At 61.3% G+C, this 20,906-nt stretch carries 14 protein-coding genes; all 14 read right to left on the bottom strand.

The genetic code is table 11. The annotated features are described in order from the left end of the window. Window positions 1–148 precede the first annotated feature (148 nt). Window positions 149–382 (bottom strand): hypothetical protein, encoded by a 234-nt coding sequence (locus ACILSI_RS24220; protein WP_395724502.1) that lies wholly within the window; start codon window positions 380–382, stop codon window positions 149–151. 274 nt (window positions 383–656) lie between these two features. Beyond that, complete coding sequence (locus ACILSI_RS24215; RefSeq protein ID WP_395724501.1) at window positions 657–2,165, bottom strand: arylsulfatase; 1,509 nt, start codon at window positions 2,163–2,165, stop codon at window positions 657–659. Then, window positions 2,162–3,514, bottom strand: a complete 1,353-nt coding sequence (locus ACILSI_RS24210) for a sulfatase-like hydrolase/transferase (RefSeq protein WP_395724500.1) — start codon at window positions 3,512–3,514, stop codon at window positions 2,162–2,164. The genes ACILSI_RS24215 and ACILSI_RS24210 overlap by 4 nt, the downstream gene beginning before the upstream one ends. A gap of 34 nt (window positions 3,515–3,548) precedes the next feature. Further along, window positions 3,549–5,411, bottom strand: coding sequence for a hypothetical protein (locus ACILSI_RS24205; RefSeq protein ID WP_395724499.1), 1,863 nt, complete (start codon window positions 5,409–5,411; stop codon window positions 3,549–3,551). Between the two features lie 19 nt (window positions 5,412–5,430). Further along, a complete protein-coding gene (locus ACILSI_RS24200) occupies window positions 5,431–6,387 on the bottom strand; it encodes a hypothetical protein (RefSeq protein ID WP_395724498.1) in 957 nt (318 codons plus the stop codon). After that, complete coding sequence (locus ACILSI_RS24195) at window positions 6,384–6,911, bottom strand: sigma-70 family RNA polymerase sigma factor (protein WP_395724497.1); 528 nt, start codon at window positions 6,909–6,911, stop codon at window positions 6,384–6,386. The genes ACILSI_RS24200 and ACILSI_RS24195 overlap by 4 nt, the downstream gene beginning before the upstream one ends. A gap of 169 nt (window positions 6,912–7,080) precedes the next feature. Then, complete coding sequence (locus ACILSI_RS24190; RefSeq protein WP_395724496.1) at window positions 7,081–9,273, bottom strand: sialate O-acetylesterase; 2,193 nt, start codon at window positions 9,271–9,273, stop codon at window positions 7,081–7,083. Between the two features lie 145 nt (window positions 9,274–9,418). Beyond that, a complete protein-coding gene (locus ACILSI_RS24185; protein WP_395724495.1) occupies window positions 9,419–11,608 on the bottom strand; it encodes a DUF1549 domain-containing protein in 2,190 nt (729 codons plus the stop codon). Window positions 11,609–11,675: 67 nt separating this feature from the next. Next, window positions 11,676–14,129: a serine protease gene (locus ACILSI_RS24180; protein WP_395724494.1), complete on the bottom strand. Its 2,454-nt coding sequence runs from the start codon at window positions 14,127–14,129 to the stop codon at window positions 11,676–11,678. 5 nt (window positions 14,130–14,134) lie between these two features. Beyond that, complete coding sequence (locus tag ACILSI_RS24175) at window positions 14,135–15,517, bottom strand: DUF1501 domain-containing protein (RefSeq protein WP_395724493.1); 1,383 nt, start codon at window positions 15,515–15,517, stop codon at window positions 14,135–14,137. Window positions 15,518–15,569: 52 nt separating this feature from the next. Then, entirely contained in the window at window positions 15,570–16,958 is a 1,389-nt protein-coding gene (locus ACILSI_RS24170; RefSeq protein WP_395724492.1) for a c-type cytochrome domain-containing protein, read from the bottom strand. A gap of 18 nt (window positions 16,959–16,976) precedes the next feature. Continuing rightward, window positions 16,977–18,557: a LamG-like jellyroll fold domain-containing protein gene (locus tag ACILSI_RS24165; protein WP_395724491.1), complete on the bottom strand. Its 1,581-nt coding sequence runs from the start codon at window positions 18,555–18,557 to the stop codon at window positions 16,977–16,979. Further along, complete coding sequence (locus ACILSI_RS24160) at window positions 18,554–19,087, bottom strand: sigma-70 family RNA polymerase sigma factor (RefSeq protein ID WP_395724490.1); 534 nt, start codon at window positions 19,085–19,087, stop codon at window positions 18,554–18,556. Before ACILSI_RS24160 ends, ACILSI_RS24165 begins: the two co-directional genes overlap by 4 nt. Window positions 19,088–19,181: 94 nt before the next feature. Next, on the bottom strand, window positions 19,182–20,681 hold the full coding sequence (locus tag ACILSI_RS24155) for a sialate O-acetylesterase (protein ID WP_395724489.1): 1,500 nt from the start codon (window positions 20,679–20,681) through the stop codon (window positions 19,182–19,184). Window positions 20,682–20,906: the final 225 nt, after the last annotated feature.

Raw genomic sequence — 20,906 nt, 5'->3', positions numbered from 1 at the left:
GGACACGCTTGAGAGCGCCACAAGGTTCCATCATGCGAATCGGCCACCAACAGCACCCAGGCCGCGAAGAAGACTGGCCCCCAAGTTTTGGCCTTTTTAACCCCTCTTTTTCAACAGGCTGCTAGGGCTGCTCCTTCATCGCGGCGGTTCAAATCGTCTCCAGACTCAGCCTGGGCGAGCCACTGAGATGCGGGAGCAGGCTGTGATTGTCGAGACCGAACCAGCGCTCGTTTTCACTCAGTTGCGGCTGCTTCTCATACAGCCACTGCCAAAGCTCGGCAATACCCCACACGGTCTTCATTTTCGCGCTGGCTGCGGAGGCCGGTAGCAACCATGCCGCAAGCGTGCCTGCGGGGCGGGTGAGGAGATGGCGGCGGTTCATGAGTGTCATGATGAACGGCTCCGAAGAGTCCTTTTGTTCCACCACGTTTCGTTCATCGTCTCAGCGCATTGATCTGCCCATCGAGCTTGTTGATGTTCGGCGTGGGGATCTTACCGCGCTCGGGGTTATTGCACTGCCAATGGCCGTAACCAAGGTCCTCGCCGAGGATGACGAGGATATTGTTTTTTGCCGAGGTGAGTCGGCAGCTTGTAGCGCGGTGAGCCTCGTGCCGAGCAGGGTTTTCACGGGGCCATGTTTGGCATGCTCTGTTGGATTATTGGCTCTTCTTCTTTCTGCTGCCGTCACCAGTTACTTTCTTGGCTGCATTCACAGGCAGATCGTTTTGCTGCTTTGCTCCCGGTGTGCTGCGTCCTTTGGCCACGTAATTCTCGAGCAGCGCGGTGAGCTTGGCGACGATTTCAGGATGCTGGGCGTATTCGTTCGTGCGTTCGCCCACATTCTTGCTCATGTCGTAGAGTTGACCGTCGGTTTCGACCGCGCCGCCCTTGCTCCAGCCGCCGGAATCTTTGCAGAACTCCAGTTTCCATTTCCCCTGGCGGATGGCGAAAACGCCGCGGATGGAATGATGCACGATGGCCTCGCGCACGGGTTCCTTCGCGGTGCCGAGCAGCACCGGCAGGAGGCTCACGCTGTCTTCGCCCGCGTTGTCGGGGAGTTTCGCACCGACGATTTCCGCGCTGGTGGCCATGAGGTCGGTGAGGCAGGTGATTTGGTCGGTGCGGCTGCCGGCTTTGATTTTCGCCGGCCAGCGCACGATGAAGGGGATGCGGTGACCGCCGTCCCAGATTTCAGCTTTGTAGCCGCGTCGCAGTTCGCTGGGGAAGTGGCCTTTGCCTTCCAGTTCCGGCACATTCGCGGCGGGCGAGCAGCCGTTGTCGCTGGTGAAGAAGATGAGCGTGTTGTCCGCGATGCCCGCCTTATCGAGCGCGGCGAGCACTTCGCCCAAGGCCCAGTCGGTCTCCATGACGAAATCCGCGTAGGCACTGATGCCGCTTTTGCCCTGCCATTCCTTCGTGGGCAGGATGGGCGTGTGCGGGGAGGTCAGCGGCAGGTAGAGAAAAAACGGCGCGGGTTCCTTCGACTTCGCGGCGATGTATTCCGACGCCTTGCGCGCCAGCATCGGCAACACATCCATGGCCTCGAAGCCCGGAGCCGCAGCACCCTTGCGCCCGAATTTCTTTTCAACGGTCGGAGCCTCGGTGAAGCGGTCATTTTCGATGAAAGCAAACGGCGGCATGTCCAATGATGCGCTGATGCCGAAATACGAATCGAACCCGCGCGTCGTCGGGCCGTTGCCAACCGGCGCCATCGGATTCTTCGGATCAATATCCATGCCGAGGTGCCATTTGCCGATGCAGGCCGTCGTGTAGCCGTGCTGCTTGAGGAAGGCCGGCACCGTGAGACGATCCTCGGCGATGAGCGGGGCGCTGTAACCATTCAGAACGCCTGCTTTCAGTCGCCGCCAGTTGTAGCGGCCGGTGAGGATGCCGTAACGGGTCGGCGTGCAAACCGCTGAACTGCTGTGCGCCTCGGTAAAGATCATGCCGCCAGCGGCGAGCTTGTCGATGTTCGGCGTGGCGATCTTGCTGCGATCACCACCGAGGCACTTCACGTCGCCGTAGCCGAGGTCGTCGCAGAGGATGTAGATGATATTGGGGTTGCCTCCGGCTGTCTTCGCTTCGCTACGGCTCTCCGCTGCCGCAGCGAAAGCTTGTGTGCAGAGGAGCAGGCAGGCTTTCAGGGTGATGAGAGCGTGTTTCATGGTTTTTTGTTTCTCTTTTCTTTCTTAGTTGGTTCGCTGCCGGGTGCTGGTGGAGTCCATGCGGCCGGCTCTGGGTGGCGGACCTGCAGCGGCACCGTGTCGCCGTATTCCCGCCGCGTCTTTTCCAGCAAAGCGGTGAGCTCCTTGATTTTGCCCTCGGATTCCGGCTTGCCGGCGAGGTCATCCATCTCGTGCGGGTCGGCTTGCAGGTCGAAGAGCTGGGTTTTGTCGATACGCGGATAGCGGATCAATTTCCACCGGTCATCCCGGATGGAACGCTGGCTAACTCCATAGGCGGTAAACAGGCAATCGCGCACTCTTGGCTGAGCACCCTTGATGACCGGTGCGAGGCTCTTCGCGTCCAGTTCCGCAGGCACAGGAATGCCGGCCAGTTCATAGAGCGTCGGATAGACATCAAACAAGTAGGCGAGCGCCTTGGAATCGCCTTTGGCGATGCCGGGGCCGGCAAAGATCAACGGCACATGCATACCGCCAAACTCATAGACATTCTGTTTGGCGACCAAGCCGTGTTCGCCCAACGACATGCCATTGTCGCCAGCCATGATGAAGATGGTGTTCTCGAACTGGCCGGCTTGTTTCAACGCCTCGATAATGCGCCCGGCCTGCTGGTCGAAATAGGACACGGAAGCATAGTAACGGGCGAGTTTTTCAGTGACGTTCTCCCGGGTGCGCGGCCACGGCAACTGCCGCTCGCCTTCCCCCGTCACATAGCCATTATTGAAGGGATGCAACGGCAGGAAGTTGACCGGCAGGGGAATGTCAGACGGTTTATACATCTGGTAAAACTCGTCGGTGGCATGGTGAGGAATGTGCGGCTCATTGGGTGCGAAATAGAGAAACAGCGGTTTCTGCCCGGCGTGTTCCTTGATGAAGGCAATGATATTGTCGGCATTGCTCGCGGCGTCCTCACCGCCGTCCACATGCTGGTCAAAATCCTTGTCGAGATCGTTCGGATTGGCGTGAAACTTGCCACTGCGAATCGAGGCGTATCCGGCGGCTTTGATGGTCTGCGCCAGTGTCGGCGTGGCGGTGGGATTCTTGCGCAGATAACTCTCCCCGGTCAGAATCATCGTGCGGCTGGGCAGGCAGACCGCGGGCTGGTTTGAGCCGAGCGTGTAGGCGTTGCGGAACGCGAATCCGTTTTCGAGCAGTTTGTCGAGGTTCGGTGTCTTGACGACCGGATGCCCGAGCATTCCCAGGCAATCCGCCTGCAAATCATCGGCGAGAAGAAAGACGACGTTGCGCTGGGGGGACGGCGGTGCGGCGGCTTGCAGTGCCTGCGGCACCAGCGGTGCCAGCAACAGGGCAGTGATGAGTGCATGTTTCATGGCTGATTGTTTCATTTGTTTTTCCTCTCAGTTTTCAAAATTCCAACACCACATCGTCGTAGCCGGGGCATTTGATCACCGCCTTGCTCTCGCCATGTTTCATAGACAGGTAAGGCGAGTCATAGGTCTTCGCGGGATTTAGGTTAACTGTGGTGTCGTTGATCTTCGGCAGTTGCTTGCTGTTGGCCCAATACTCATAGCCGTCCTTCGCCTCGGATTCGTAAGTCAGCTTGCCGTTCTCATACTCGAACTTTCTGGCCTTCACTGATGCTTGGAACGCTTCGAAGCTCTTGTAGTCCGCCGCGCGCCCCATCTGGATGACGATGGGTGCCCACATGTCTTTGAGTTCGAGAAAGTGACCGTTCTTCTCTTCCGCCTCTTCGAGCTTTCGCCCGGGCCAGATGTAGGTGCGGGTGGTGGCGGTGTAACCCTCGGGCATTCGGATGGCAGCGAAGGCGTCGCCAGCGCGGGTAAAGAACCAGCCGGAGGCATCCTCGACGCGGTTGTCCCATAGCGGCCCCTTGCGGATGAACACGCGGGTGCCCTCGCTCATGAAGCGTCCGCGTCCGGGCTTCGCGTTCGGATCCCGCGCGATGATCGAGACGGCGGTGCCGGTGATGCCGCTGATCGCGCGTTTGGCATAGTAGCCTGTGCTCGTCACGACGATCCTCGCGTTCACATCGGCGGCGAAGGTCACACCCATCACCTGCGCTAGGTCGCCGGTGTTGTTGTATTTCCGCGATGGATCGAGCGTCATGGTGCTGAGCGTGTAATCGGGCGTGTAGAAGACATCGCGGCGGAAATGGCCGTCGCCGTTCTTGTCGAAGACGATGACGCCCGATTTTTCCCTTTCCTCACTCTCGATCATCAAGGCGCGGCGGGACGTGGTCTGATAACTCCCGCGCTTCGGATCATGGGCGATGGCGCGGAGGATTTCCGGTGGCCGGTAGCTGCTGAGGAGAAAGGGCAGCAGACCGAGGGAGTCTCCCTGCCAGCCGAGGTCATTCCAACCGTAGGCGTAGAGGAGGTTCCTGGCCCAGCCGGTCAGGTTGCCGGTGAAATCGGGATTGCGCGTGCCTGCCAGTGCCCTCTGGCCGGTGCGCGGCTCGAACTCCGCGGCCACTTCCGCCCAGTAGAGCGTCAGGAACTTGCCGGCCAGCTCACGCAGACGAGGCGAATCGGTCAGATCATGCAAATCGTAATACACGCCCACGGTGCAGATGCCATACGAGCTGGGGTGGGCGATTTCCATGTCCGTGCCTTCCCCGGCGCGGGCCTCGAAGTAACGAATCCAGAACTGAGTCCACGCTTGGTAATGAGCTTCGATGGTCTCCTCGCCGAGCTTGTGGTTCGGGCCATAGCGTGGCGACATCCGCACGATCTGGAGCGCCTGCGTGTAGCGGCGGCGGTCGTTCAGGTAATGGTTCTCGCTGCTGCTGAAAAGCCAGAACGACTTGTCGGCGTCGGCGCGGGTGATGTTGCGGTTGTATTTGGTCAGCAGCATCCAGGCGAAATCTTCGATCGCTTCCCTGGCCTTCGGGCTGAGCCGCTCGCGGGTTTTTTCCATCAGGTAGATGCGGAACACGGCCTCGTTGCGGCTTTGCGGCACGGGCTTGCCGACGTAGGTGGTGAGCGGATTGCCGCAATGATCCGCGATGATCTGCTCCGCCACGTCGAGTTTCCTGTTCTCCGCCAGGAGCAGGATGGCCATGTGGATCGCCTGGCCGGGACGCGATTTCCAGAACTCTTCGGAAAGCTGGGATGTGGCGGCGATGGCCTCGTTGATCCGTGTCTGGACAAGTTGCTCGTAGGCAGGCCTTGGTCGCTCTTCCGCCGCATCCAGCACGGCGAAAGATCCCAACAGAAGCATCAGGATGAGTTTGAGAGGTGTTTTCATGGGAAAGGGGAGCTGGGAACTATTCTTTTTGACGAAGAGGCCGCGCCGTGACCGTCAGGCTGACATCATCCAAGTAGCAATCACCGAACTTCGCGCCCGGTTGCGGATCGTCGGTGAATCGAATCACCCCCAGGTGAACGGCGGCCACTTGCGCATTTCGTGGCAGAATGACCTTTGCCGTTGCCGTCCGCCACTGCCCACGGGTCGCAGGGCCGTTCCGCAAATCACTCCTGGCGTAGGCGCAACCTTCAAACCTGGAGTCCGGCCATCCAGCGCGCACTTCGTCCGGCGAACCCGGATTAACAAGAAGTCGGCAGCGGAAGGTGCCGCTTCCCTCCGAGCGGCTGTCGGAATCGAGGAACGCAGCGCGCACCTCGAGCGTGACCTCATCGTCGGCGGCCACCTGCCCCCAGACCTCGCGCAGATCCATCAGTTGATACACATCGCACCGGGCGGGGAATCCTTGAGCCGTGTGTGGATCGGTCTCCGCACGCGTGAAGCGCAACATCCGTCGGCCTGATTTTGGGCTGACTTCCCCAGACTCCGCAATGACCTCCGCACCATCGCCCGACCAGATGTTGAAACTTGCCGGAGGATTGGCCGGCAACGCACCGCCGCTCTGCTCGAAGTCACCATTCCTCAACGGGAACAGCCGCTTTTCCTTGGCCACTACGCGAGGCACGACATAGCCGAACACCACTGACGTGCAAAACATCCCAAGCACCAGTCCTGCCGCCGCTGCTGCGAGCGGACGCCAGGCGAGCCAAGACAAACCCGTGTGCTGTGCCTTTGCCTGGCGGCGTGGCTTCAACTCGGCGAGTGAGCATTCATTGTCCTGATACAGAAACCAGAGCTGGCGGGCCTCGGCGCTGGATTTGAGAACGGTGGCGAGTTGCTCACGCTCGGCATGGCTGAGCTGGTCGTTGAGCGCGGCATTGAAGAGCCGGTGCCATTCGGGTGGAGCATCTGTTTTCATGTCGTGGCCTCCGCCAGCCGCCGTTGCACGCATTCAGCGAGCGCACGGCGGATGAAGTTGAGTTTGTTGTAAATGGTCTTCGGGGCGCAGCCTTGTTGCCGGGCGACTTCGATGGCCTGCGTGCCATCGGTGTAAATGGCCTCCACCAAGGTGCGGCTCGCGGCGTCCAGCTTCTCCACGCAATGCTCCAGCGCCTCCGTGCGTGCGCACCACTGGCGCACATGCTGCACCCGCTCGGCGGCTAGGGTTTCCATGAGTTCTTCATCAAACTCCAGCCGGCAGCGCCCCGTGATGCGCTGAAAGTTCCTCACCTCATAAAATGCGACCGTCGTGGCCCAGGCGATGAAATCCGTGCCCGGCTCGAAGCTGTCAAACCGACGCCACATCACCACGCTGGCACGTTGCAGCACATCCTCCGCATCATGCCGGTTCCCCAGCAGCGTCATCACATACCGCAGCAGCAGCCCATGTGCCTCATTCAGCAACCGCACAAACTCCTCCTGCCGCTCAGCAGAGAGCGGCAAGCCAGGGTCAGGCGGCGAAGAGTCAGAGGGCATTCATGAAGGTATGTATGATCACGCCTGCGACTTCCCGAATATTTTGCTGTCCGACGGATCGCCGATGCCCTCGGCACGGAAAGCAATAGCACTTCGGGGGTGGGAATGTGAACCCTTTTGATGCCATCTCCTGGACCTACTTCTTGATCTCACCCGTGCTTTGAAACTGCTGCCAATCCTTCGCATAATCGGCATTGAGCAGCCAGGAGGCGGTGGACTTGTCTTCAGCGAAATCCGCGAAAGGCGCGGTGAGGAGCTTTTGATACCCGCCGGGCTTCGTCTGCCAGTTTTGACCGAGGTGGCCGCTTTCGAGAGTGATGGCGTTGAGCTTCACGGGGCCGCCTGTGGCATTCGCATCGGCGGGGACGCGGGCGGTGAAGGTGTGGCGCAGGAAACTGAACACGAGCGGCCAGGTCTTTTCGCCGGGGCCGTGGCCGGTCTTGGGCTCGACGGCGAGGTTCCAGAGGGCGCGATGGTTTTTTCGCAGCGCGGGCACCACGGCGAGGTTTTCCTCTTTGGAAGGTCGCGCGAGGAAAGGATCGTCCTCGCCGAAGATGACGAGGCCGGGGACTTGGGCGGCTTCGGGCTGGTAAACTTGAAACGTCGTGCCCGGACGCATTGAAACCCAGCCCCACACACGATCCGGCACATACGACGTGAAAATGGCGGAGAAACCGGTGCCGTTCGAGTGGCCGTAGAGAAAGAGCGGCGCGTGTTGTAGCTCGGGATGGCCGCTTTTTTCGCCAACATGCACCAAATGCTCGAAAAGCAGGCTTTGAGGCCAAAAGCCGCGCTGCATCGGATTGCCGGTGAACTTGACCAAGGCGAGCCCCAGCTCCTGCGCGAGCGCACGCAGGTCAGCGCGCTTGAAGAGACCTTCGCCACTGCCGTGGCCGGACATCACGACGATACCGCGAGCGGTTTGGAGGTTCTTCGGCAACCACAGATCGAAGCGCACCTCCTCGCGCCGGCCTTCGCCTTTTTGCTTCACCGCCTCGCGCCACTGCGCCTCGCTCACTTTCCAGTCCCAGTTGCGTCCCACGACTTGCTGCGGATCGGGCGTGCCCCACTTCGCCTCGTCGAGCACGCCGTTCCAGCTCTTCGTGTCCTTCGTCTGCACGTTCGCGCTCACCCAGCCGAGGCTGTGGCATTCGGGAAGCTGCGCAAAATCGCTCCACTCGGTGCCATCGTTCGTTTGGCGAGGCTCGGTCCATTGTTTGGCGAGCCACGGCAGCACCTTCTCGGCCCATTTCGCGCCATGAACTCGCAAACCCTCGCCGCTGAAGTGAACGCCTTGGCCATCGCGCTCGCGGAGTTTGCCTTTCAGCGCATCGGAGTCGGGGCCTTCGAATGCGAGGCCGTCGCGCCACAGAGAGGCCTGCGCGGCGCGGATGTCATCGCTGCCTTCATCGCCCGGCACGTGATAACTCGCCTGCGCCACAAACCACGGCGCGCTCCAGCCGATGTCGCGCCGTGAATCGCGGATGATTTTCTCCAAGCACTCGCGGTAAAGCTTTCCCGACAGCGTGCGCGTCGTGTCCTTCTGATTCGCATCGCTCTCGCCCTGGTGCCAGAGCACCGCACGGAAGCCCTGTGGGCCCACCGACTTCATCCGCGCGATGAAAGCCTCATACGCCGCACCCTTGCTGGCCCACTGGCCGCTTGGCAACTGCTCCACGCGACTCACCAGCGTCGGCGGATTCGGAAACGTCGCGCCTTTCGGCAACCACTCGCGCACGCTCGTCGCGCCGATGCCACACGCGATGATGCCGACAGGCACGTTTTCCTTCGCCACCACCGCATCCGCGAACGCCGGCACCAAACTGCCGCCACCACCGCTCGCGCCGGGCTGGGGATCATCCGCGATGCGCCACGCGCTGCCATCAAAGGACGCCACGCGCCGCGACTTCGTCACCTGCTTCTCCTGGCCGTGGTTCGCCGAGTTCGACTGCCCCGCGATCACAAACACCTCGCCAATGCCCACATGCGCAACGCTGCCGAGCGCGATTTGCTTCCCACCCTGCGAAACCCGCACCTCAAGCCGCCACCAGCCACCCGCTGGTACCTCGACAGCGCCCGACAACTTCTTCCCCGACACCGAGCCACCCACACGCTGCCAAGATGTCTGATCCTTCTCACTCACCACCCGCGCCTCCATCGCCACATCAGGCAAAGACACCGCCTCCGACAACTCACCCGCAATGCGCAGCAAGCCTTTCCCCGGACTGCTCCGCTGCACGACCTGATAATCGAGCGGCGAGGTCAAAGCCAGATCCACCGCGTGAAGGGTGTTGGCGACAAAAATGAGAAGACCGAGAAGACGTTTCATCAGATTCAAAAGACAGGTTCGACAGGAGAATGAGGACAGAAGAATGGCGTGAGGAGTTATTCTCCTGCGCGCATGCCTTTGTCAAAGACCACCCCTGCTGCAATGCAGGCGACCAATCCAGCGGCCTACAGCCTTCCTTTGGAGATCAATGATTGAACATGAACTCTGTTGAGTTCAGCAGCGCCCAGACGAGGTCTTCGTAGGGCTGGGGGGTGGCGGGTGGTTCGGGGATGCGCTGCTGGAAGCCGGTGAGTTCTTCGCCGGTCGGCTTGCGGGCGAGGCAGCGGATAAAGAGTTCCTCAATGGCGCTGGCGGGCGGGGTCTTGCCCTTCACATAGGCTTGCAAAAGGCCGTTGCACCCGAGGCGGGGCTGGATGGTGTCGCCGACACTGAGATGCAGGGCTTGGGAGATGGTGGGGGCAGTTTTGGTCTCGCTGGAAGAAACGCTGCCGCGGGCGCTGCGACCGAGGCATTTGAAGACGTTGTCGCCAAAGTTCGGCCCCTCGGTGCCGCCAACACTGCGTGGGTAATAATCAATGGCGCGAGTGCCTTCGGGGAAGTTGCCCATGCCACGAGGGATGCCGGTGACGGCGACGACGCTGTCGATGAAGACATCGGCACGGAGGCGGCGGAGATAAGCGCGGGAGAACTGGCGGTTGTCGCGGCGGTTGGTGTCGTTCGGCGTGGAGCTGAGCTGATAAGCGCGGGAAGCGCAGATGTCGCGCACGAGGGAGCGGAGGCTAAACTTGGAGGCGACGAGATGCGCGGCGAGGTCGGCGAGCAGGAGCTCGTTGACAGGTGGATTGGTCACGCGCACGTCATCGACGGGATGGATGATGCCACGGCCCATGAGCTGCGCCCAGATGCGGTTGGCGAGGTTACGGCTGAAGAGTTCGTTCTCGGGTGAAGTGAGCCATTGAGCGAGTGCGGCACGTGGGTCGCCGTCGTATTTGACGGGTTCGACAGCGCCGATGGTCTTCGGCTGCATGGGGCGACCATCGACGAGGTGTGAGGCAGGCGGCTTGCTGGTATCCCAGAAGATGCGCTTCTCGCGCGGTTCGGCACCGGGTTTGCGGTTGATGCCCGTGAAGAAGGAAACGAAGCCGTAGTAGTCGTTCATGTTCCAACGATCGAAGGGATGGTTGTGGCACTCGGCGCATTGGAGCTGCACACCGAGAAAGACCTGGGAGAAATCGGCGGCGAGAGCCTTGGGCTCGATTTGCGGCTTGTGCACGAGCATGGTGTAGAGATTGACGGGGCCGTTGGAGAGATTGCTGCCGGCGGAGTTCACCATCTCGGCGACGAACTCATTGAGCGGCCTGCCCTGGCGCATCTGGCGGCGGATCCATTCGTAAAAGGCGTCGGCGGCTTTGATGTGCGTGGCATCGGGAGCGTAACCTCCGCCCATGATGCGAAGTTGCTCGCCCCAGAGCGAGGTCCAGAGGTCGGCAAAGGCATTGTCGGCGAGCAGGGCATCGATCTTGGCCGTGCGTTTGTCCTTGCTGGTGTCGGCCATGAAGGAGCGGTATTCCTCGGGCGTGGGTGGGCGTGCGACGAGATCGAGAGTGACGCGTCGGAGGAAGGTCTCGTCATCGCACAGCTCGGATGGGGCGATGCGGAGCTTTTGCAGACGCTCAAAGAGGTGCTTGTCGATGTAGTTGTGCGCGGTGGGGTTCGGCCAGACAAAGTTGTCGGCCTTCAGCACAGTGACGCTGGCTCCGATGGCGAAGCGGCTGTAGCGGGCGAAGACGTGGGTGTCTCCAGACGCGGCGGCACCGACGCGGCCATTCTCGTCGATGGTGGCGACGGCGGGATTGTTCGAGTGGTAGATCGCGAGGTTGGTGACATCGCGCTTCGAGCCATCGCTCTGGTGGGCGAAGACGCGGAGCTGGGCGTGGGTGGTTTTGCCTTCAAAGACAAAGCGCTCGTCGGAGACTTCGAGCCCGGTGGTGTCGGGGACGTTTTGCGCATCGTCGGGTGCACCGGCGGCGATCCAGTCGAGCAAGGTGCGGTAGTAGGGGCTTTCCGTGGAGAAAATCTCGCCGCCGGTGTGCGGCACTTTGCCGAGGGACTTGAGCAGGAGCAGGCTGCGCTCGGGCATGGCGGGATTGATGCGGCGTCCGGCGATGTCGTTGACGATACGGTGGTAGTCGCCAGCGGGATCGTAGCCGAAGAGCGAGAGCATGAAGCCGTCTTTGCCCTTGGCCGCACCGTGGCAGGTGCCGGCATTGCAACCAGCGCGGAAAAGAATGGGCATGACGTCCTGGCGAAAGCTGGGGGAGACCTCCGCGAGAAGCGTTGCGGGGAGCAGGAACGTGAGGAGCGTGAGCTTCATGTGGCGTGGAGATGGACGGGAAAATGGATCGGTGGAGTGGTGCGATTTCATGACTCGATCCCTCCGCTCACAGCTTCGGATCAATCCGCAGGTTGCCTTTACCGGTGCGTTGGCGGATTTCCTGGCCGGCGGCTTTGATAGTGATTTCGCATTCGAGGTCGGTGACGGGGCCGAGGAGGGCTTCGTCGGTGGCTTGGAGTTGGAAGACGACTTCTTTCGATGCTGCGGTGATGCGGGGGAGCGGCTCGCGGACGCTGACGCCTTTCGGCAGGCCGAAGAGATTCACGACGGCTTCGCCCTCAAAGGGGCTCTTCGGGGTGACGGTCCAGCGATACTCGGCACTGCCGCTGCGGCGCACGCTGGCGGGTTCGCTGGCGAGCGTGAGGTAGGGCTCGGCGATGGTGATGTGAATCGCCGGTGCGGAGACGCGGATCTCGCCAGTGCCGAGGTAGGCGTTCGTTTCCCGCAAGGTGGTGCCAATGACGGTGAGCGGGCCTTTCCAAAGCTGGGCGTTGGTCGTGGCACTGATGCGCACAACGGTCTCGCTGCGGTCGCCAGGGATGGTTTCGGCCGGCGGAAGAATGACACCGCCGGGCTCATAATCGCATTTGATCTCGATGGGCTCGGTGAATCCGGCGCGCCGGGTGATCTTCACCGGGATACCCAGCTCGCCGCCGCGCACGAGCGGGATGGTGGGTGGTTGCAACTCAATACTGAAGGGTGCGGGATCGGTGACGGCCATGATGAAGCGATCCACTTTCACCGCTCGCCAGGCATCGCCGCCGGAGTGGTTGATGAAGGGCACCCACTGCATGGATGCGGTCTCGATTCTCTGTTTGGGGTCGGTGGGATGCAGCTCCAAAGTGATGACGGCGCCACCGGGTTTGGCATCCGGCCCGGCAACGAGTTCCACGGGCCACCCCGAGATGCCGCCCCGGTAAATGCGCGTGTTGCCAAGCGTCACGCCAGCGGGCAGGCCTTTGGCGACGACTTCCATTTCACCACGAAAACGCGAGCCCTGGCCAGTGGGCAGTGCGACATTAAACGTCCAGCGATTGCCCTGCGGCACGGCGAGCGACGTGAAGCGGCCCGATTCAGCCCAATCAAACGCGGCACTGCGCAAGAGGGCAAAAACTGCATCCGGCGGCGTATCGATTTCGATGCGATACACACCGGTGGCGGCACCGAAGCCATTGGTGTCGCGCACCTCAATGAGGTAGTCGCCGTCCGCCTTTGGCTCCCAGATGACGGAGGGATCAAAGACCTCGCTGAGGCCACCCCGGGAGCGGAAATTGGGACCGTAAATGTCGCGGTCGGCGAGCATGAGGTCGGAATCATCGGCGGTGACTTCGGCTTTGGCATCGTCGGCTTTGCGAATGCTCAGCGCGACATCAAGCGGCGAGCCAAGCGTGGACGAATAAGCGCGCACTCGGAAGCGGTCGCCCTTTTCGACTGTCACGCGAAAGCTGTCCTTGTCGCCTGGCTTGTCGAGGCGGCCATTGAGCGCGGAGGGTAGCTGCGGGACCGATGTTTCGGCTGCCTCAGCCACTTCGAGGACATTGGGAGCCGCAAACGAGCGTAACCGCATAAATGATGGCGCATCGCCAAAATGCTCGAAGGTGCCGGTTTGACTTGGAATGGCGATCTCGGCGGCCTTTTCGCCAAGTGGATCGCCGAGGAACTTCACGGCGAGTTTTTGTCCGGCCTGGCCGCCTGCGGGATACACAGCCAGCGGACGCTCAAAGGTGCCGATGTGCATGGCGTAAGCGGTATCTTGCTGCACGAAGACAGAGCGCCGGATTTCGACAAAAACGTGATCCTTCGTTTCGGCGGGCAGTTTCACGCTGAGAAGGGGGTCCTGGACATGAAGTGGGTTTTCGTCGTTCGCGGCGATTTCTTTGCCTGAGGCATCGAGCACGCGGACTGCGGTGTCGAACTCGGAGTCTCCGTAGTGCACATCGGTCAGACGCACGCAATCCACCTCCACGGAGAGCCGCTCACCGGCGCGAGCTGGCACGCGGAAGACGTCCACATCGCCTTTGACACTATCGCTCAAGCGACCGCGAATGGTGGCGTTGGTGGGAACGGACTGCGCGGTGGCAGGTGTGCCGTTGCTGGTGGTCTTGGTTTCCTCCTCATCCACGGTGGGAAAAGGCGTGACATGAAACGTGGCCAACGAAGTGAGCTGGGTGGCCGTGCGCATGCGGAAACGATGCTCACCCGGCACGCAGTCCGGCGCGATCTCAAAGCGGCATTTCACTTCCTCCTCGATGCGGGCACCGTGCATCAAGGCCGTTGTTTTGGGCAGCTTCGTCATTGGCTCGATGGAAACGGCACGGATGCCAGGCCGATCAAAGATGATCTCTTTGGGATCAACGAGATGGGCTCCCTGAATGACAACATCCACGGTGGTCCCACGCTGGCCGATGCGCGGCGTGACACGCTCGATGTGCTTCAGCATGGCGCTGAGCGGTGTGGTGAGGGCGAAAGCCAGGATTGTGATGAGAAACGATCGTTTCATGCGCTTTATGCGATCAAACCTGGAGCGAGTTTGCCGAGAACGATCTCGATGGGGCGTGTGCCGAAGGCGAGCAGCTCCTTGTTCGCGTCGATGCCGAGCTGGTGGTAGATGGTGAACAGCAGATCTTCCAGCGGCAGGGCATCTCGGGCGGGTTCGGCACCGGTGGAGTCGCTGCTGCCATACACCTGACCGCGTGTGAAACCGCCACCTGCGATGAGCATGGAATAGCAGCGAGAGTGGTGATCGCGCCCGGAGTCCTTGTTGATCTTCGGTGTGCGACCAAACTCACTCGTGACCCAGACGATGGTGCTGTCTAACAAGCCGCGCTGATCGAGATCGGTGATGAGACCGGCGATGCCGTGATCCAGTGGTGCCATTTGATCGAGTGTGCTCTTTTTCACGTCCACATGGCAGTCCCACGAGCCATACGTCGTGGTGACAAAGCGCACGCCGGACTCCACCAACTTCCGCGCGATGATGAGCTTCTCCGCGAGGCCCTTGGTGTGGTATTTGCCATCGGGTCCCTTCACACCGCCAGTGACGTGGCTGCCGTAGAGCTGAAAATCCGCCTCGCTCACATCATCCAGCGTGAAGGCGGCCTGCGCCCGCTCGCTGGTGAGCAGCGTGTAGGCTTGCTTGTAAAAGTCGTCCATGGTGCTGAGGAGTTCGGGGTCCGACTCCAGCGCTCGCAGGCGCTTCTCCACCAACTGCCGCGCCGCCTGCCGCTGGTCGAAGCGCTCCAGCGACACGTTCCCTGGAATGGAAAAGTCCTGCACCTTGTAGCCCTTCATCGGGTCGGCGTTCAGTTCGAAAGGACCGTAGGTGCTGCTCAGGAAGCCGGTGCCGCCACCGAATCCGTTCTTGCCCGGGATGGCGACATAAGGCGGCAGTTCACCGCGCTGACCCAGCTCATGCGAAATGATCGAGCCCATCTGCGGGTAATCGATGACCGCCGTGGGAGTGTAGCCCGTGTGCAAATGATAGGAAGCGATGCCATGGTCTGGCACGCGCCCCACGACACTGCGCAATAGCGTGACCTTGTCCGCGATCTTCGCAGTCATTGGGAAGTTATCGGACAGGATCTCTCCCGTTTTCGTCTTGATGACGCCCGAGGCTCCCCTGATGTCCACCGGAGCCTCCGGCTTCGGATCAAAGGACTCGTGCTGCTGAAATCCGCCGGGCAGATGGATCTGAATCACGCTTTTGGCACGGGCTGCGAGCTTCTTGCCAGACGCCATCGTCATGCCCGATTTGTCAGCGGCCTGCAGACGAAACAAATCGCCCATGGAAAGCCCGAGTGCGCCGAGCACACCCGCCTGGATGGCCTGACGACGTGGCATCGCGCGGAAGCCAGCGCAGCCTTGGTGGAGTTTTGTGGAGGAGTTCATGAATGAGTGAGTCGTGGTTGTTGGGGAATGGCGTTGCGATTGGCGGCTGATTTCATTTCTTCGTCTCCAGGTTCCAAAAGTGGACGTTTCCCGCGGTGTCGCCGCCGATGAGCTTTTTGCCGTCGAAGGAAAGTGCTGCGCTGAGAGGTTGGGCGTCGGCGATGGCAAAAGATTGGATTTCCTTGCCACCTGCGTCCCAGAGACGAACCCTTCGATCCCGCCCAGCGGTGCACAACCGGCCTTCGTGATCGAAACGTGCTGCCAGCACACCATTGGCGATCTTGCCATACGTCCCTGGTGCACGAGCCGGCGGATGCGCGTCGGCTTTGCTGATCGCAGGCCAGCCGTCCTTCACATCCCACCAGACGATGAGGCCATCTTCACCCGCAGAGGCCAGAAGTTTGGAGTCTGCACGCCAATCCAGAGCGCGGATGGAGGCCTTGTGTTCGTTCAGGCTCAGCAGGGCGCGACCGCTCGCCGCTTCCCAAAGATGCAGGCCGCCAGCGCGATCCGCCGTGGCCAGAGTTTTGCCATCCGGGCTGAAAGCGACCGCCATGATCCAATCCGTGTGCTTCTCGATCTTGTAGCGCAGTTTGCCGCTCGTCGTGTCATAGACCTTCACCAGCTTGCCCGCACCGCCGAGCGCCACGCTCTTTTGATCCGCGCTCAAATCCGCAGCGAGCACCGCATCCACCTCATCACCGACTAAAGCTAGGCGTTTGCCGGTCTTCACATCGAAGAGCACCACCTTGCCGAGTTCCACCGGCCGGCCGCCCGCCGCCATGAGCACCGCGCCATCCCGGCTAAAGCGCAGCAGATGCGGCTCGCCCTCGGGAAAAGACAGACGCCCGGCCTCAGCCTGCGTGTCGAGATTCATCAACCGCACATGATCCTGCCCCGCCACGGCCGCCAGCGGAGCCCAGGGACTGGCATCCAGGGTCAGCACCGGAAGCGGACGCTTCATCGTCGGCAGCTTCACCTCTGGCAATGCACCCGGCATGACCGGCACCGCAGGCTTCCCGCCCGCATTCGTTTCCGGTTTGAAACTCAAATCCCGCTCCGCCACCATCGACTGGCTCGCCGAAGTCTCGCGCAGCCCGGTGTCGATCCACTTTTGAATCAACGCGGTCTGCGCCTGCGGAATCGCCGGCTTCTTCGGCGGCATCCGCGCATCGTCATCGGGATCGGTGATGGATTGGAAAAGCAGGCTCTGGCTGGAACGCCCCGCCACCACCGCCACACCCCCGCTGCCGCCCTTCAACGTGCTGGCATGAGATTGAAGATTCAGATCGGCCTTCTGTTCGTCGTCTCCATGACACTTCAGACAATGCTCACGGAAGATAGGCTTGATGTGCTCTTCGTAGTTCACGGACTCCTCGGCAGCGACAGACAGACTCAGAAAAGCGAGAGCAGATAGAAGGAATAGGGACGTGTGGGGCATCGGAAATAGATCTCGGGGCTAGAGTTTCGGCATCGGCACCTTCAACGGCGGATTGTCGTGCGACCACAGCAGGCTGGGGCGACCGCTCTCTAACAGCGCGGCCACTTCCTCTGCAGAGAGAGCACGATTCCAGATGGTAAGCTCATCCACCAGACCGCATAAGGCGCGGGAAGAGCCATCTCGGAAGTGTGCATCACCCAGCCAGTTACCGAGGCGGCAGTGACCCGGCTTCAGCAGCAGATCACCCTTTTCCAACTCGGACTTCAGCACCGGTAGCCCGTTGACGTAGATTACATGACGCCGCTGCGGCAAGGAGAGCACGGAAACCACCTGCACCCATTTTCCCATCGGCACCGGATTCCCCACCCAGCGCTGATGCGGTCGCTCCAATCCTAACAAACCACCGCGCGGCAATCCAAGCCGGTTCATCTGAAAATGCACATCGCCCGCATCGGCTCCATTCGAGTTCAGGATGGCATTCATCTCATGCTCGAACCGGTCCACCTTTAGCCATACCGCCACTGTCAGCTCTGAGTGTTCACCGGGGATCTCGATCTCCACGAAATCACTGTCTCGATCAAACCACAGCGCCTGTTTCCCAGGCCAGCGTCCCGTGGCCCAACGAGCACCTGCGATACGACCATCCGGCACGCCGTGATCGCGAGCCACATTCACCAACAGCGAGGCATTCCCGCCGCGCTCAAACGGAAACCAGGCGATCAAACCTGGATCAGCCAGCCGCTCCTTCCGCTGCGAGGCCCAGCGCAGATGCCCGATGTCCCCAGGCGAGGGAAACTCACCCACATCCATCTCCGAAACCTCCTCCACCTGACCTTCGCGAAAGCCCACCGAATCTCCGACAAACACACTCCGCAGCAATTCGCCCGAGGCATCACCGCTGCGCAGATTCACCTGACCATCAAACACATGCATCTGGCTCGCCCCCGAGGCTGCATCGACGCTCAGGCCGAACTCCGTGCCCACATCCTCATAAGCCACGTCCCGCGTCACCACCGTAAAGCCATGCGCCGTCGGCGGCACGATCGCCCGCACCCGGCCCGCCGCCAGATCCGTGCGGAAGGCATCGCGAATCTCAAATCGTGCTGGCCCCTCCACCACGAGGTCCGCACCATTGACATAGCGCAGATGCACCGTGCCGGACTCCAGCTCATAGCTCCCTGGATCAAAGCGCACTTCGCCCGGCTGCCTTGGCCACGCAAAGACTGCGCCCGCTTCATCCACCAGCATGGCCGTCACCTCACGAGCAGTCGTTGACGCTCCCTGCGAGATCGCTTTGTCCTGCCGCGCATCATGCGGCGACCACCAGGAGGCCACCGCCACCACACAAGCCGCCGCCGCGATGCCCCAAGGCAGCCAGTTTGAGCGAAACGTCACGGCTTTTGGCTTCGGTCGGCTCGCAGGTGCAGTCGCCCGCGCCATGGCCAACGCGCTCAAGCCCTCCTCCACCTCGGCCAGCTCCCGAAGTGCCGCACGCAGCGACGCATCGTCCCGCAGTCGATCCTGCAAAGCGGCAAACTCGTCTTCCGACAAGCGCCCGTGCCGCCATGCGTCCAGCACTTCCAGGTCACGCGGTCTCATGCGGCACCTCCTTCCTCGACCAGGCCGAGTTCCACACAGCGCTTCAGTTCCAGCCGCAAGCGCCGCAGCAATTGATAAAGCCCGTCCTCCGATCTGCCCATCCGCTCCGCCACCGCTCGCGTCGTGCAGCCCGGTGAATAAACCTGCATCAGCAGTTCCCGCCGCGCCTCCGGCAGCTTTTCCAAACAATGCTCCAGCAGCATCAGCCGCCTCCCGCGAGCCGCGCCCTCCTCCGCGCCCTCCTCCAAAATCCGCTCCACCAGCGCCTCATCCAGGACAAACCGGTCCCGCGCCCGCTCACGCTGAAACTTCAGCACTTCGTAGCGAGCGATCATGCAAACCCAGTGCCCAAAGCCCTCCGCATCCGTTAGCGAATCAAACTTCCGCCAAGCCACAATGCTCACTGCCTGCATCACCTCATCCACATCCTCCGCCCGATGCACCACCGCACGGATGGCGGCACGCACCATCCCCTCATGCCGCAACAGCAGCGTGAGAAAGGTTTCGTGGTTGGCTGAGGAATCCTGCATATACCAACAGACTCCCGCTGGAGGCAAAGTCTGACAGACAAACTCGACTTTTACGCACCCAGCCGCTCCGCTTCATGTCCGCCTGCCTGCCTCCCTACCACCCATCACTGCGGAATGGCGAGGCCGGCAGTCCCGCGCTGTTCACGAGATTCGCCTTCGGATCGTCTTTCCAGGCGTAGCGCACGGCGACGGGTGTTTTCACCTCCGGCGAGGTGACGATGACTTTCTCGCCCTCGATCTTTGCGGTGGCGGGATGGAAGGTTTGGTCGGCTCCGGCGAGTTCGAAGCCTTCGATCTGGCCTGCGCGGGCTTTGAGGCCCTCCGCGTGCTCGAAAGTGCAAACCGCAGCCCCGTTCTCAAACTGCGGCGCTTTGGGCAAAGGGCCGCTCCACGCCATGTTTTGGCCGTAAACCTTCGCCAGCGCCCACAAGCCGAGGCGGCGGCCGACCTCTTGTTTGTTTTGCGGATGAATGTCTTTCGGGTCGCCGAGATCGAGGCAGATCGCCATGCCGGTGTGCGGCACGGCGAGCGTCTTCAGCATGGATTCACGCACCTCGCACCAGCCGAGGAAGCGTTCGTTGTGGAAGTTCGGCAGCTGCACCCACGCGAAGGGGAAATCGCCCTGCGCCCAGTGCTCGCGCCAGTCTTTGACGAGCATCGGAAGCTGCTCGGCGTAAAACTTGCCACCCTCGACGGTGAAGGCATTCGACTCGCCCTGATACCAGATCGCGCCCTTGATCGCGTAACCGGCCAGCGGGGCGATTTTGCCATTGAAGAGGTTTCCAGGGGCTCGGGAGCGAGGATCAGGAGTCGATGCGGGTTTCGGGGGCGCGGGCTTGTTCTCCGCCTTGGCCTTGTCGGCCAATTTTTGCCAGCCTTCGAGCTGTCGCGCATAAAGCTCTTTTGCGCGCTCCGGCGTCCAGGTTTTCATTGATGCATCCATCGCCGTGAAGGGTTTCGCCATCTCTGGATGCGTGCGCTGCGATTTCGGGCTGATCCAGTTTTGGATCGGCGTGCCGCCCACGGCGGACACAAGCAAACCGACGGGCTGCTTCAGCTCGCGGTGCAGATGCCGGCCAAAGAAATACGCCGTGGCGCTGAAGTTGGCGAGATTCTCCGGCGTGGTCAGCTTCCACTCACCACGCGGCTTCACATTGCTCTCACCCGCGCCGCCGGACGACTCCACAAACATTCGAAGCTGCGGCGCATTCGCGGTGGCCTGCTCATCCTTGAAGGCACGCAACCTGCCGACCGTCCACGCCATGTTCGACTGCCCCGAACACAGCCACACCTCGCCCACGAGCACGTCCTGGATCGTGATCGTGTTTTTGCCCTTCACCGTCATCGTCGTGCTCGCGCCCGACTTCAGCGGGTCGAGCTTCACGCGCCACTCGCCCTTGTCGTCCGCCTTCACCGACTTCGTCTGGCCCGCGATCGAAACACTCACGTCCTCCCCCGCAGCCGCCCAGCCCCAAACCGGCACCGCCGCATCAGCCTGGAGAATCATGTGATCCGAATACGTTGCGGGCAGCGATACATCGGCATGCGCGGTGGCAGTGAGAAGGAGGGTGAGGGCAAGGATGGGTCGTTTCATGAGCGAGTTAGCTCATACGCTGGCAGAAGGCCGAATGATTCGTTTTGTGGGGCACGTCACAAAACGTCCTTTTGGCCTCATCAATCCACGCGGCTCCACCTAGCAGCCTGTTGAAAAAGAGGGGTTAAAAAGGCCAAAACTTGGGGGCCAGTCTTCTTCGCGGCCTGGGTGCTGTTGGTGGCCGATTCGCATGATGGAACCTTGTGGCGCTCTCAAGCGTGTCCA

Origin of the sequence: Prosthecobacter sp. (assembly GCF_044232965.1) — a bacterium.
In the GTDB taxonomy this organism is placed as follows: Bacteria; Verrucomicrobiota; Verrucomicrobiia; order Verrucomicrobiales; family Verrucomicrobiaceae; genus Prosthecobacter.
The sequence above is the reverse complement of the archived record's forward strand: the minus strand, read 5'-3'. Positions and strand labels throughout refer to the sequence as shown.

Coding starts and splice junctions, on each gene's coding strand:
- ACILSI_RS24200 (WP_395724498.1), bottom strand. CDS start 6,387: ATGAAAACAGATGCTCCACCCGAATGGCACCGGCTCTTCAATGCCGCG.
- ACILSI_RS24190 (WP_395724496.1), bottom strand. CDS start 9,273: ATGAAACGTCTTCTCGGTCTTCTCATTTTTGTCGCCAACACCCTTCAC.
- ACILSI_RS24175 (WP_395724493.1), bottom strand. CDS start 15,517: ATGAACTCCTCCACAAAACTCCACCAAGGCTGCGCTGGCTTCCGCGCG.
- ACILSI_RS24215 (WP_395724501.1), bottom strand. CDS start 2,165: ATGAAACACGCTCTCATCACCCTGAAAGCCTGCCTGCTCCTCTGCACA.
- ACILSI_RS24220 (WP_395724502.1), bottom strand. CDS start 382: ATGAACCGCCGCCATCTCCTCACCCGCCCCGCAGGCACGCTTGCGGCA.
- ACILSI_RS24185 (WP_395724495.1), bottom strand. CDS start 11,608: ATGAAGCTCACGCTCCTCACGTTCCTGCTCCCCGCAACGCTTCTCGCG.
- ACILSI_RS24165 (WP_395724491.1), bottom strand. CDS start 18,557: ATGAGACCGCGTGACCTGGAAGTGCTGGACGCATGGCGGCACGGGCGC.
- ACILSI_RS24155 (WP_395724489.1), bottom strand. CDS start 20,681: ATGAAACGACCCATCCTTGCCCTCACCCTCCTTCTCACTGCCACCGCG.
- ACILSI_RS24170 (WP_395724492.1), bottom strand. CDS start 16,958: ATGCCCCACACGTCCCTATTCCTTCTATCTGCTCTCGCTTTTCTGAGT.
- ACILSI_RS24205 (WP_395724499.1), bottom strand. CDS start 5,411: ATGAAAACACCTCTCAAACTCATCCTGATGCTTCTGTTGGGATCTTTC.
- ACILSI_RS24160 (WP_395724490.1), bottom strand. CDS start 19,087: ATGCAGGATTCCTCAGCCAACCACGAAACCTTTCTCACGCTGCTGTTG.
- ACILSI_RS24180 (WP_395724494.1), bottom strand. CDS start 14,129: ATGAAACGATCGTTTCTCATCACAATCCTGGCTTTCGCCCTCACCACA.
- ACILSI_RS24210 (WP_395724500.1), bottom strand. CDS start 3,514: ATGAAACATGCACTCATCACTGCCCTGTTGCTGGCACCGCTGGTGCCG.